This window comes from Pseudomonas sp. Je.1.5.c (assembly GCF_051129895.1).
Taxonomy (GTDB): domain Bacteria; phylum Pseudomonadota; class Gammaproteobacteria; order Pseudomonadales; family Pseudomonadaceae; genus Aquipseudomonas; species Aquipseudomonas urmiensis.
This window is the reverse complement of the sequence record NZ_JBCPSP010000005.1, coordinates 56,479-69,534: the sequence shown is the minus strand read 5'-3', so window position 1 is coordinate 69,534 and position 13,056 is coordinate 56,479. Positions and strand designations below refer to the sequence as shown.

Genomic DNA, 13,056 nt, shown 5'->3' with positions numbered 1-13,056 from the left:
CTGTTCAGTTCGCCTTTACGACCACAGCGGTGATGTTGTCCGGCGCGCCACGGGTCAGGCCCAGATGGACGAGGCTGCGCACCACTTGGTAGGGGTCGGCGTGGCCGAGCACTTCGGCGATCTCGTGATCTTCGGCGGTCTTGTTCAGGCCATCGCTGCACAGCAGGTAGGTATCGCCCGGCTGCACCTGCAAGGTGACGGCCTGCAGCTCCAGGTGATCCTCGACGCCAATGGCGCGGGTGACGATGTTGCCGCGTGGGTGCACGCGCGCCTCAGCCTCGTTGAGCAGGCCACTGTCCTGCAGTTCCTGGACGTAGCTGTGGTCGTGGGACAGGCGCTCGATGCTGCCATCGCGCAGGCGGTACAGCCGACTGTCGCCGGCCCACAGGCCAATCGCCTGGTCACCGCGTGCGGCCAGCACGACGACGGTACTGCCCATCATCGCCACGCCCCGGCGCAGCGTTTCCTCGCGCACCGTGCCATTGACCCAGGCCAGCCCGTCGCGCACCTCATCGACAAATTCGCCCAAGCCGTCGAGCATCGGCAGACTGCGCAGGCTGTCCACCGCCAGGCTGCTGACATAATCGCCCGCCGCATGCCCGCCCATGCCGTCGGCCACCGCCCACAAGCCCGCCCAGGTCAATTCCAGGCAGGCGTCTTCGTTGATCTTGCGGACCATGCCGACATGGCTGTAACTGGCCGCGGTGTAATGCATGGCGGTCATCTGCAATCTACCTCGTTGCCCAGGAGATACCCGGCGAAATCCTCACTGCGCGGCAACCCCACGCAGCGCATCAGGCCGGCGGCGATCCGCTCCGAACCCCTGCCCCACCACAGGCTCATGCCCTCGCAGGCACACTCGGCCAGGGCCAGTGCACGCCCTTCAGGGGTGGTGACGTGCAGCCTGCGCATCCCAGTGAACGAAGCCCGTGCGCCCGGCAGCTGGGGGCTGGCACCTGGGAAAGGCCGCAAGGCCGCCTCGAACTGTTCAAACGAAGCCTGCGGCTCAAGCGTTGCCAGCAGATCGCTCTCCACCTGCTCGAACCACTCATCCCCCCCAGACACTGCGGCTGCCAGCGACTCCCCCGGTGCCAGTAGCTGCGCCACAGTCAGCGGAAAATAGCGCCCGACCCGGTCGATGCTCGGCATTACCACGCCGACCACCGGCGACTCGCCGCATACCCCCGGCGCCAGGGCAAAGCGCCACAGTGGGCTGACCAGATACGCCTGCAACCACTGCTCGCCCAACTGCTGCTGGCTGGCCTGCAGCCCCGCCGCCAGCCATTGATCCCAGGGCTGGATGAAGCTCTGCGGCAAACCGCGACTGACAAAATCGCCGCGACTGGCGAGCTTGCCGTAGAAGCCGAAATCGTTCACAGGCGCTCCGGCAGGCTGAAGCCACTGACGCGGCTGCGGAACGGGTTGAACGCGCTGCTGGCGCGCAGCTCGTACGAGACACTGGCACCATCGACGCGCAGACGCAGGTTGAAGCGCTCAGGCGAGCCGGCGGCGACCAGGTCGGACTGATCGAGCAGGCGGAACCAGGCCCACGGCCCCTCCATGGTCAGCCCGGAGCGGCCGCTGGCGGCAGGCGGCGAGATCGACAGCCGGACCACGCCAATGCTGTTGGGATTAGGCCATTGCAGCGCTACCGGCCGGCTCGGGCCGTGGTCATAGCTGACCTGCTGGCCATCCAGATCGAGCAAGAACTGGGTGATCGAGGCATCCATCGCCACCGGTTTGAGCTCGAAGCGTACCCCCGGCTGCATGCCGCCGCTGGCACGGAAGTAGGCATCGCGAATGGCGGCGGCGCGCTGGAAGGTGGCCAGGACGTTGCTGTTGATACCCAGCTTCTGCGCCGCCCCCGGCTGCCAGCTCCACGGCGTCGAGGAGGTGTTGACGTAGGGTTGCAGGTATTTGCGGAAGTAGTTGTCCATTACCCCGCCCACCCCAAAGAACTGACCAAAATCTTCCAGGGTGGCATCGCGCGCACTGCCGGCCACTAGCGGATAACGGCCACTGAGCGACTGGCGGTAGACGTTGAGCACTTCGCTGTTCCAGGCGGCATTGAGCTGGTTGCGCACCCCACCCATGACAATGGTGTGGGTCGAGCCGAGCACCGAACTCACCAGGTTCTGCACCACCTCGGGCTGACGTGCAGCGCCCAGGGCGACACGCTGCGCAGCGGCCTGGGCCTGGTTCTTGGCTTCGCCCAGCAGCGCGTCGCCACTGGCGCCAACCATGGCGCTGACCTGCACGTACAGGGCATTGAGGTCGCTGAGCAGTGCATCGATGGCCGCTGGCTGGCCTTCGCTGGTTTCCACCAGGGTGGCCAGCTCGGCGAAGTGCGCGGTCACCGGGTCCAGCTCACGCGCGGCGGGGTCGTCGCTGGGTAGCGGCGCATCACCCAACAGACCGCCCAGGCGCTGACGCAGCTGATCGACCCCGGCCTGCTCGGCCTTGGCCTGGACCTTGTCGAGGCTGGTCGGCTGCGCCAGGTTGGTTTGCTTGGCCGCCGCCTGCAGCAACTTCTTCATCGGCGAGGTCGGACCGGACAGCACCCGCAGCACATCTGCGGCCTGCCCGACACTGGTGATCGGCACGAAGTCGAGGTCGGCCAGCAGCGCATCCCAATGGCGGATATAGTCCTGGTAATACAGTTGCAGCACATCGGCGGCCAACCGCTTGGCATCGCCCGACTCGCTGGCCTCGCGGCCCAGCACCCAGCGCTCTTCGGCCAGCGTCTCGCTGTGCGCAAGGCTCGCAGCGAGAAACGCCTTGCGGTAGCCCTCGACGGAGAAGATGCCCGGCAGCGGCTCGTCCAACGGCTTGCCGCTCTTGCGTCGGAACACCAGCGCCGCATCGCGCCCGGCAGCGTCGCTGATGCGAAAATCGCTGACCCCAGCCGGCAGTTTCTGCCGCTTGACCCGGTCATAGACGCGCTGGGCTACCGGCAACTGCTGCAGTTGGCGGCGCACGTCCTCGACCAGGCGTTGGTCCAGGCGGGCATTTGGCGGCCGGCGCTCGAACAGCGCCTGCAAGTGCTGCTCAAGGGCCTGGCGCTGCTCGGGCGCCAGGTCGCGCGGCAGACTGCGCTCCCAATCGAGGCTGATCCAGGCCTTGATGAACTCAGGGTCGTAATGCTCGCTGTCGGCGAGCATCAGGTAAGCCTTGAGGCCCTCGTAGAGGTAATCGGACGGGCCACCGGCATACAGCTGCTCCTCGATGCGTGTCACCAGCCGGGGGGCGAACACAGCGATCAGCAATTTGCGATAGACGCTGTTCGATTCGCCTTCGAGCATATCGCCCTGGTACAGCCCCAGGCCCTCGGCCCAGCTCGGCGGGTTGTCGGCCAGGCCGCGCACGGCATTGAGCAGCCCCAGCACTTCAAGCACGTTGCGCTGCGCCGGGCTCAGCGCCTGCACACTCCTGCCCAACGGCTTGAGCCGGCTGTCGACTTCGGCGATGTACTGCTGGTTGGCGCGATAGCTGAGGGTCCACAAGGTGCCGACCACCAGCACCAGGGCCACGCTCAGGGCCAACGCGCCGCGGGCGATCCACTTGCGCCGGCGCTCGACCTGCGGGTTGCTGCCGACCAGCCCGCGCTCGGCGAAGGCTACGGCGCTGAACAGGCGCTCGATGAAATAACTGCGGCCGGTACCGCTCTGGCGGGCCAGGTGGGCACGATCCAGGCCCATGCTCTGGGCCATGCTGCCGATCAGCCGGTCGATCGGGCTGCCTTCCTGGGTACCGCTGGTGAAGTAGACGCCGCGCAGCAGCGCGCGGTCTTCGAAGGCGTTGGGTTTGAACACGCCATCGAGGAAGGTCTTGAGGTTGCCGCGCAAGGCCGCGAACTGCTGCACGAAGCCGTACACCAAGTCACGCCTGGCCGGGTCGCGCTCCTGTTGCAGGCGCTCGACCAGACGCTGGTTGAGGCGCTGCTCGAGCAATGCGAACTCGCTGCCGAACTGAGCCAGCGGGCCTTCGCCGTGCTGGCCGTCGTCCAGGCCAAAGGTCATGCCCCAGACCTGGGCGCGCTCGTCCTTGCCGAGGTTGTCGAAGAACTCCATGAAGCCCGGCACCAAGTCGAGCTTGGTCAGCATCAGGTAGATCGGGAAGCGCACGCCCAACTGGCTGTACAGCTCCTGGATCCGCGTGCGGATCGCCACGGCATGCGCGGCGCGCTCGGCCTCGCTGCCCAGCAGCAGGTCAGACAGGCTGATGGCGATGAACGCGCCATCGATGGGCCGGCGCGAGCGCTGGTTCTTCAGCAGGTCGAGAAAGCCCAGCCAGGCCGCCTTGTCGACTTGCGCGTGGCTGTCCTGGGTGGTGTAGCGGCCAGCGGTGTCGAGCAGCACCGCCTGGTCGGTGAACCACCAGTCGCAGTTGCGTGTACCGCCCACACCACGAATGGCGCCCTCGCCCATCTGCGCCGCCAGCGGAAAGTGCAGGCCGGAATTGACCAGCGCCGTGGTCTTGCCCGAACCGGGTGGGCCGATGATCACGTACCACGGCAGCTCATACAGGTTGCGCCGCTCATCGCCCCCCAGGCGGGCCTTTTTCAGCAACTGCAAGGCTTCGTCCATGCGCTGGCGCAGGGTCGCCAGCTCTTCGGCGGTGGCGACGCTGGCAGGGTCGGGCGCGCTCTCTGCGGCCAGGCTCTGGATCACCTTGGCCGCCTGCCGGCGGGCCTGGACGATGCGCCACAGGCGATAGCCGAGCCAGCCGGTGAACAGCAGGATGATCAACACCCAGCGCGGCGCCGCTGGCACCAGCACATCGAGCAGCGGGCCGATAAACCAGATGATCAGGCTCAGGGCCAACAGGCCCAGCAGCGGAATCACCCAGCGGATGACAAAACTGAAAAACGCCTTCACTCGACGCCCTCCGCCAAAACGGTGATTTCAACCCGGCGATTCTTCGCGCGGCCTTGGGCGCTGTCGTTCGACGCCAGCGGTTCGGTATCGCTCAGGCCTTGCGCGGTGAAGCGCTCAGGCTGGCCAGTACGCGCCGCGAGGATTTCGCGCACTTGTTCGGCGCGGGCTTGCGACAGTGCCCAGTTGGAGGGGAAGCGCAGTGTCGCGATCGGTCGGTTGTCGCTGTGCCCGGAGACCCGCACGTTGCCCTTGACCTTGGCTACGGCCTCGGCGATGCGCAGCATCAGCGGCTCGAAATCGCCCTTGATGCTGGCGCTGGCGGAGGCAAACAGTTCATCGCCACGAATGGTCACCACCGAGCGGTCGACCGCATCCTCGACACTGACTCGACCGGCCTTGATGTCGTCTGCCAGGAACCCCGCCAGGCGCGGGCGCTCCACCGGTTTTGCCTGGACCACTGGCCGGTCCATCGCCTGCACCGGAATTTCCCCCAGCGCATGGATGCCACGAAACACCGGCTCGGCATCGGCGGCCAGCTTCAGGCGCAGGCCGAACAGCACCAGCAACAGCAGGGCCAGGGCCACCGCCAGGCCAACCCAGGGCGGTACGAACTGCGCCAGGCGATCACGCGTCACCGTCACCCCACGCCAATGCGGCGACAGTTCGCGCTCGACCTCACCGCGGGCACTACGAATCGCCGAGGCGGTGCGTTCGCGCAGCGCTTCCAGTTGCGCCCGGCCGCCGTTCATCACCCGGTAGCGACCTTCGAAACCGAGGCTGGTGCACAGGTACAACAGCTCCAGCAGGTTCAGCCGCTCACGCGGGCTCTGCAGGCAATGTTCGAGCAGTTGAAACACCTTCTCGCCGCCCCAGGCCTCGTTGTGCACAGTGATCAACAGGCTCTGCTTGCTCCAGTCACTGCTGCTGCCCCAAGGCGTGCTGAGCACCGCCTCGTCGAGCGCGGTGCACAGGGCATAGCGCGCCAGCAGCACCTCGTTGCGCGCCACCCCGGCAGCCTCGGCGCGCTCCTCGAACTGGCGCAGGTAGGCCAGCAGTTGCGCGCGCAAACTGGCCGGAGCCGGATGCGCAATGGTGTTGCGCAAGCGGGTGAGCAGCGCCAGCAGCGGACCCGCCGCCTGCTCCAGCGGATTGAGCCCCTGGGCCTGGCCCAGCGCCAGTGGCTCGGCGGGCAGGTTCAGCGGCGCCGGGGCTGGCTGGGCCGCTGCGGCCGGTTGCGGGCCACGGCCACCGGGCCTGGGCATGAACTGGGTGCGGTCGAACGCCTGCGGATCGTCGGAGTGCATCGCGGCTTATCCTCGAATGGCCCAGAAGGCCAGGCTCAGGCCGGGGAACTCGCCGGCGACATAGAAGGCGAAACCACCGGAATGCTGCAATTGCTTCCAGTGCTCGCTGCCGCGGTCCAGCTCAAAATAGGTCGAGCCGGCATGGAACGGGATCTGCCGTGGCGCCACCGGCAACGGCAGCAGGCCGATACCCGGCAGTTGCAGGTTGACCATGTCGCGGATGTGCTCCACCGAGCCGACCTTGCTCTGCTGGCCGAACCGGCTACGCAGGGTCTCGCTGGGCACATCGGCGCGCACCACCAGGATGAAGCTGGCGCTGTCGAGCAGGCTGCGGTCGGCGAGCATGGCCACGTGGATGCCGTAGGCCTTCTCGATGATCGGGATGGCTACCGCCTTGCTGTCGATCAGCATCGACAGCGCTTCGCGCAACGCGCTCATGACCGGGGTGAAAGTCGCCGCAAGATCGTCGTGCTGGTACACCGGATAGCTGGCCGGACGCCGGCCTTCACTGCAGAAGGTGGCGAATTCACCGGCCAGGCTGACCAGCTCGCTGTACAGCCGCTCGGGGTGCAGCGGGCTGAGCTGGTTGAGGTGCTCGAGCAGTGGCTGGGCGCGGTTGACCAGTTGCAGCAGCATGAAGTCGGCAATTTCCGAGGCGCCGCCGTTGGCCGAGGCCACCACCCGCCCGGCCAACGCTTCGCCACGCTGGTGCAGCAGGCCCAGCAGTTCGCTGCGAAACCCCGAGAGCAGGTTGTTGGCACTGACATCCAGCAGCGGCGCAATGTAGTTGTCGTCGAGCACCAGGGCGCGGTCGGCGCGCTTCTCACGGATACGCACCACACCCAGCGCGGCATGATCGCTGACCCCATCGACCTCAAGCAGCAAGCGCAGGGCGCGGCTGCCCAAGGCCAGCGGCGCTCGGTTCTCGAACGGGGCGTTATCGTCACGCACCTCGCTGATACGGCTGACGTAGCGCGCCCCCTCGGCAGCTTCGCCTTCGTCGACGGTATCGCGGGCGCCGGAGCGCTTGAGCGGCAGGCCCAGGTAGATCAGGCCATCGCGCAGGTCATCAGGAATCTCCAGCGGCGGCGGCGGCAGGTCATCGCGAGGGATATCGAACGGCGTGCCGTCAGGCAGCAGGCCGCGGGCGCTGAGGATCGCCAGCTTGCCCTGGGCCAGCAGGCCCTGGTCGATCAGCAGCTCGGAGAACCCCCAGGCAGCGCAGGACAATGGCCGGCTGCGGGCATCGATGAAGTTCTCCAGGTAGCGGTCTTGCTGCTGGAAGTGCTGGGTCGTGATGAACATGCCTTCCGACCAGACCACGCGATTGTTCCAGGACATGGGTTCTCCGATTGCCTAGCGGGCAGACTCAATGGGTTGGACGGCCACGGCGCTGCGCACGGCGCGCACATCGAGGCTGATCTGATAATCGCGCGGTGGCACAGGGAGCACGCTGCGCCACTGGGCCTGGTCGATTTCGCGGTAGCCGACCACCAGGCCAATCTGGCGGGTGGCCGGGTCGAGGGGACGCTCGACGCTCAATTGTTCACCGGGCTGCAGCAGCACCTCGTCCTGGTCGAGCAGGTCGGCGGCCAAGGTCGCCTGGGCGCGCTCGGCCAGGGCGAAGTAGTCGGCGCGGGCAAACGCCGCGCTGTTTTTCAGCTCGTAGATACGCACCCGGACTGGCGCAGGTATACCGCTGGCACCTGGGTTGAGGCCTTCGGCGGCGCTGAAGTACAGGGTCACGGCATGGCCGGCGGCGGCCTGTTCGGCCACGGGCGCTACGCTCGCATCCTTGCTGCAGGCACTGAGCAGTGCGAGAGCCGCGACTGCGATCAGTCTTGTTGCATTCATCCTCGTCCTCATGACGTCTTGGTGTTCTTCCTGTCCTGCTGCGTGTGCCTCAGGAGCGTTGCAAGCGAGCGCTGTGAGCCTCGTAGGCGCGGCTGAACTCGCGGCCGAACAAGTCCTGGAAATCGTCCTCGGCCTCGCGCGAAATCTGCCCGTAAAGTTCGGTGAACTGCTGCCAGCAATGGGCTTGGCGCGAGCCACCGAACAGCTTGGCCAAGCCTGCGGCGGGGGCTAGACGCGCCTCCAGGCGAGCAGGTTCGAAGCGCGTCAGCAGGTGCTTGATCGCGGCTTCCACGCCAGCCATCACGGCCAACTGATGGGCGCGCAGGTCATCGAAGCTGTCGCGTACCGCCTGGTCCGGAGCGAGAAACGCCTGATTGCCATGACGCAGCAGCAACAGCAGGGCTTCGTCAGCGTTGGGGGCGAACTTCAGGGGGTTGTTCTGCACCGGGGCGATGGAGGTCTGTTGCATGCGGAACTCACCCTTGAGGCTGCTGCGTGCACGCAATACGTCGATCAGCCCTTCGACCATCAGCCGGTAGCTGCGGCCGATAGCTTCCATCTGCGCCGTGGCGTCACCGCCATCGATACGCAGATGCTCGATGCCCGCACCACGCAGGAAGGCCTGCAGCAGCGCATCGCCATCGACCGCCTGTGCTGCTGCACGCGGCACAGGCTCAGGTGCCTGCTGGGGCAGCTCTGGTGGCACAGGCGCAGTAGTTTGCGCTGGCGCCAGCGGCGCAGCGGCCGGGGCAGGCGGCACAGCTTGCGCCAGTGCAGCAGCCGGCGGCAGGTCATCGAGCAGGTGCCAGTCCGCTGGAATCACCCCTGGCCCAGCAGGTGCGGGCACAGCCTCTGCTGGCGCGGGTGGCGCCACCGGCGTGGGTGGACGGAAATCGTGTTGCTGGGCTGGCAGGTGATCGGCTTGACTGGCCGCAGGCACGGAAGATGGGCCGAGAAAGTCGAACAGATCCGGCAGGGTGTCGTGGCTCGACGCCCCCTGCAAGAACGCCGCAGGTGCCGGGGCAATCGGTGAGCTGGAGGCACTCGCCTGATTGGCCATCAACGCTTCGAAGCTCTGCGCTTGCGGCTGTCCGCCATCACCCAGGGAAAAGCCCGCATCGACCCGCGCCTGGATCTCGTAATCGCCAATCCGAATAACTTCGCCATCCATCAATGGCTCACTGTTGCCGCGGCGCAGGCGAATCCCGGCGTGAACTAACTCCACACCGTTTGTACTGTTATCGGTCAGATAGTATCGGCCATCCCTGAATTGGATGACGCAATGTTGTGAAGATACCAAGCGTTCAGGATCGGGCAGTACCCAGTCATTATCAGGGCCACGACCAATAGTGATGGCACTACTTTCCACGACCTTCTCCGAGCATTGTCCCGGGGTGATCTTGTGGTAACTAGTAATTGTTAGGCAAAGTGCCACCACGCCTCCTGCATATATTGCAACGCTCGATTCCATTCATTTGAGTGTTTCAGCACAATCGTCCAAAAAACTCAGTAAACCCGTTGAATTTCCTGGGTATTCTTGCGGTTCTTTGCGCTTGGATCGTGAATTCTAACCACACGAAACTCGCACTTTGCTGGCAGTCGACCAATGGCGCTCAACACCTGCCAACTCGATCACACCACCACTCGAGGGCGGCTAGCTTACCTTGACAGCAATTTGGAAATAAACCATAAATGCGCAACTTGAGAGTGCCAAAGTGATATCACTGTGATGTCAACTTCGCATTCTTTGACAAGTTTGTGCGCCAGTTCACATAACGCAACTCGCGCCAATCAAGCCCCCACCACGGGCCGATATGGAGATCGAATTCTGGTGAACTCGCCGTTGCTGCTCGCCGCTGTTTGCGCAGACTTTCCTTGCGGCGAAGACCTCGAATACGACCCGGACTTCCTGCAACTGGAGCGCGATGCCCAGGGCCGGCCCGAGCGTGTCATGGGCGATGCCATCCAGCCTGCCGAGCCACCACAGTGGCGTGCTATCGAAGCGTCTTGCAGCGCGTTGCTGCAACGCAGCAAAGACCTGCGCATCACCCATTTTTTGCTGCAGGCCAACCTCGCCCTGCACGGCTTGCCAGGCCTGGCCGCCAGCCTCGAACTGATCCGCGACTTGCTCGATGAATACTGGCTGCACGTGCACCCGCAGCTCGATGCCTCCGACGACAACGACCCTACCGTGCGCATCAACGCCCTCGCCGGGCTGACCTGCGATGCCAACATTGCCCTGCTGCGCGAAGCCGTGCTGGCCCGCTCGCGCGCCTTTGGCCCGGTGAGCCTGCGCGCGGCACTCAATGCCGCCGGTGTACAGCACTTCGCCAGCGAGCAGCTGAGCGTCGAAGAACTGGCCGCGGCCCTGCGCGACGCCGATCCCGAACAACTGGCCCAGACCCGTCAGGCCCTGGCCGCAGCCCGCGAAGCCTGCGAGGCCATCGAGCGACGCGTCAGCGATCAGGTCGGTTCGGCCAGCGGGGTCGACCTCAGCGCCCTCAAGCAGCCACTGCGCCAGGCGCAGCAAGTGCTTGGCGATTACGCGCCAGGCGGCGAACTGCCACTGAGCCAAGCCCAGAGTGGCGCTGACGACAGCCCAGGCAGCGACCAGCAGAGCGAAGCGCAGCCTGCGCAAAGCCTGCGCCCATCAGCTCGCCCCGGTGAGGTCAGCAGCCGCGAAGAGGTGCTGCAAAGCCTTGACCGCCTGCTCCAGTACTACGCCCGTCACGAGCCGTCGAGCCCGTTGCCGGTGCTGCTGCGCCGGGCCAAAAACCTGGTCAATGCCGACTTCGCGACCATCGTCCGCGACCTGATCCCGGACGGTCTCTCGCAATTTGAAAACCTGCGCGGTCCCGAGGCCGACTGAGCCCCACGCGCACCGCTTAACCGACGCCCGCAACAGACGAAGCCGCCGCACCGGCGACCAGGAGGAACAACGTGGCGAACACCAGCTCCCAGAAATTCATCGCACGCAACCGTGCGCCGCGGGTGCAGATCGAATACGACGTCGAGCTGTATGGCGCCGAGAAGAAAGTCCAATTGCCGTTCGTCATGGGCGTGCTCTCGGACCTTGCCGGCAAACCCGCCGAGCCGCTACCGGCTGTGGCCGAGCGCAAGTTCCTGGAGATCGACGTCGACAACTTCGACTCGCGCCTCAAGGCCATGCAGCCGCGGGTAGCATTCAACGTGCCCAACGAGCTGACCGGTGAAGGCAACCTGAGCCTGGATATCACCTTCGAGAGCATGGACGACTTCAGCCCTGCAGCGGTGGCGCGCAAGATCGACGCGCTCAACCAGCTGCTCGAAGCACGCACCCAGCTGGCCAACCTGCTGACCTACATGGACGGCAAGACCGGCGCCGAGGACATCATCCTCAAAGCGATCAAAGACCCTGCCCTGCTGCAGGCCCTGGCCAGCGCGCCAAAGCCTGCCGACGTTGACCCAAGCGCCTGAGGAGACCGCCCATGAACGATCCATTGCGCGACACCCAGTCGCAACCGGCCACCACCCAGGAGCCGAGTGAATTCGCAGCGCTGCTGCTGCAAGAGTTCAAGCCCAAGACCGAGCGCGCCAAGGAAGCCGTCGAGAGCGCCGTGCGCACCCTCGCCGAACAAGCCCTGGCACAGACCAACCTGGTCTCCAACGATGCCATCGGCTCGATCGAGCAGATCATCGCCGCCATCGACGCCAAGCTCACCGCCCAGGTCAACCAGGTCATCCATCACCCCGACTTCCAGCAGCTGGAAAGCGCCTGGCGTGGCCTGCACTACCTGGTCAACAACACCGAGAGCGACGAGCAGCTGAAGATCCGCGTGCTCAACATCTCCAAGAACGACCTGCACAAGACCCTGAAGAAATTCAAGGGCACCGCCTGGGACCAGAGCCCGGTGTTCAAGAAGCTCTACGAAGAAGAGTACGGTCAGTTCGGCGGCGAGCCTTATGGCTGCCTGGTCGGCGACTACTACTTCGACCAGTCGCCACCGGATGTCGAGCTGCTCGGCGAGATGTCCAAGGTGTGCGCCTCGATGCACGCGCCGTTCATTTCCGCCGCCTCGCCGACGGTGATGGGCATGGGTTCGTGGCAAGAGCTGTCCAACCCACGTGACCTGACCAAGATCTTCACCACCCCGGAATACGCCGGCTGGCGCTCGCTGCGTGAATCGGAAGACTCGCGCTACATCGGCCTGACCATGCCGCGCTTCCTCGCACGCCTGCCATACGGGGCCAAGACCGATCCGGTGGAAGCCTTCGCCTTCGAAGAAGACACCGACGGCGCCGACAGCAGCAAGTACACCTGGGCCAACGCGGCCTACGCGATGGCGGTCAACATCAACCGTTCGTTCAAGTACTACGGTTGGTGCTCGCGCATCCGTGGCGTTGAATCGGGCGGCGAGGTACAGGGCCTGCCGGCGCACACCTTCCCCACCGATGACGGTGGCGTGGACATGAAGTGCCCGACCGAAATCGCCATTTCCGACCGCCGCGAGGCAGAGCTGGCGAAAAACGGCTTCATGCCGCTGCTGCACAAAAAGAACACTGACTTCGCCGCGTTCATCGGCGCCCAGTCGCTGCAAAAGCCGGCCGAATACGACGATCCGGACGCCACCGCCAACGCCAACCTGGCTGCGCGCCTGCCGTACCTGTTCGCCACCTGCCGTTTCGCCCATTACCTCAAGTGCATCGTTCGCGACAAGATTGGCTCGTTCAAGGAAAAGGACGAGATGCAGCGCTGGCTGCAGGACTGGATCCTCAACTACGTCGACGGCGATCCGGCGCACTCCACCGAGACCACCAAGGCCCAGCACCCATTGGCGGCTGCCGAAGTGGTGGTCGAGGAGGTCGAGGGCAACCCGGGTTACTACAACTCGCGCTTCTACCTGCGCCCGCACTACCAGCTCGAAGGGCTGACCGTGTCGCTGCGCCTGGTTTCCAAGCTGCCATCGGCCAAGAGCGCCTAAACCTCGCTATGGGCGGCACCGCCGCCCTCTAGCACTGCCAAACGACGCGACATTCCGGAG

At 65.3% G+C, this 13,056-nt stretch carries 10 protein-coding genes; 3 read left to right on the top strand and 7 right to left on the bottom strand.

Features of this window, described 5'->3' with window-relative positions:
* Positions 1-4: 4 nt before the first annotated feature.
* Genes AAZU54_RS06205 through tagH form a run of 7 tightly spaced genes read right to left on the bottom strand, consistent with a single transcriptional unit; the run spans position 5 to position 9,470 of the window.
* A complete protein-coding gene (locus AAZU54_RS06205; protein WP_186552825.1) occupies positions 5-724 on the bottom strand; it encodes a PP2C family protein-serine/threonine phosphatase in 720 nt (239 codons plus the stop codon).
* Positions 721-1,377, bottom strand: a complete 657-nt coding sequence (gene tagF, locus AAZU54_RS06200; RefSeq protein WP_186552826.1) for a type VI secretion system-associated protein TagF — start codon at positions 1,375-1,377, stop codon at positions 721-723. The genes AAZU54_RS06205 and tagF overlap by 4 nt, the downstream gene beginning before the upstream one ends.
* Positions 1,374-4,877, bottom strand: coding sequence for a type VI secretion system membrane subunit TssM (gene tssM / locus AAZU54_RS06195; protein ID WP_405129016.1), 3,504 nt, complete (start codon positions 4,875-4,877; stop codon positions 1,374-1,376). The genes tagF and tssM overlap by 4 nt, the downstream gene beginning before the upstream one ends.
* Positions 4,874-6,181 carry a DotU family type VI secretion system protein gene (locus AAZU54_RS06190; RefSeq protein ID WP_186552828.1) on the bottom strand — a complete coding sequence of 436 codons (1,308 nt, stop codon included), beginning with the start codon at positions 6,179-6,181 and terminating at the stop codon, positions 4,874-4,876. Before AAZU54_RS06190 ends, tssM begins: the two co-directional genes overlap by 4 nt.
* A 6-nt stretch (positions 6,182-6,187) precedes the next feature.
* The gene (tssK, locus tag AAZU54_RS06185) at positions 6,188-7,522 is read right to left on the bottom strand and encodes a type VI secretion system baseplate subunit TssK (protein WP_405129015.1); all 1,335 of its coding nucleotides are present in this window, start codon (positions 7,520-7,522) and stop codon (positions 6,188-6,190) included.
* 15 nt (positions 7,523-7,537) lie between these two features.
* Positions 7,538-8,035, bottom strand: a complete 498-nt coding sequence (tssJ, locus tag AAZU54_RS06180; RefSeq protein WP_186552830.1) for a type VI secretion system lipoprotein TssJ — start codon at positions 8,033-8,035, stop codon at positions 7,538-7,540.
* A gap of 49 nt (positions 8,036-8,084) precedes the next feature.
* The gene (tagH, locus tag AAZU54_RS06175) at positions 8,085-9,470 is read right to left on the bottom strand and encodes a type VI secretion system-associated FHA domain protein TagH (protein WP_312155498.1); all 1,386 of its coding nucleotides are present in this window, start codon (positions 9,468-9,470) and stop codon (positions 8,085-8,087) included.
* Positions 9,471-9,866: 396 nt separating this feature from the next.
* Between tagH and tssA the strand changes: the two genes are divergently transcribed.
* The 3 genes from tssA to tssC all read left to right on the top strand — a co-directional run bounded on the left by tssA (position 9,867) and on the right by tssC (position 12,996).
* The gene (gene tssA, locus AAZU54_RS06170) at positions 9,867-10,904 is read left to right on the top strand and encodes a type VI secretion system protein TssA (RefSeq protein WP_405129013.1); all 1,038 of its coding nucleotides are present in this window, start codon (positions 9,867-9,869) and stop codon (positions 10,902-10,904) included.
* A gap of 71 nt (positions 10,905-10,975) precedes the next feature.
* A complete protein-coding gene (gene tssB, locus AAZU54_RS06165) occupies positions 10,976-11,491 on the top strand; it encodes a type VI secretion system contractile sheath small subunit (RefSeq protein WP_186552833.1) in 516 nt (171 codons plus the stop codon).
* Positions 11,492-11,502: 11 nt separating this feature from the next.
* On the top strand, positions 11,503-12,996 hold the full coding sequence (tssC, locus tag AAZU54_RS06160) for a type VI secretion system contractile sheath large subunit (RefSeq protein WP_186552834.1): 1,494 nt from the start codon (positions 11,503-11,505) through the stop codon (positions 12,994-12,996).
* The last annotated feature ends 60 nt before the right edge of the window (positions 12,997-13,056 follow it).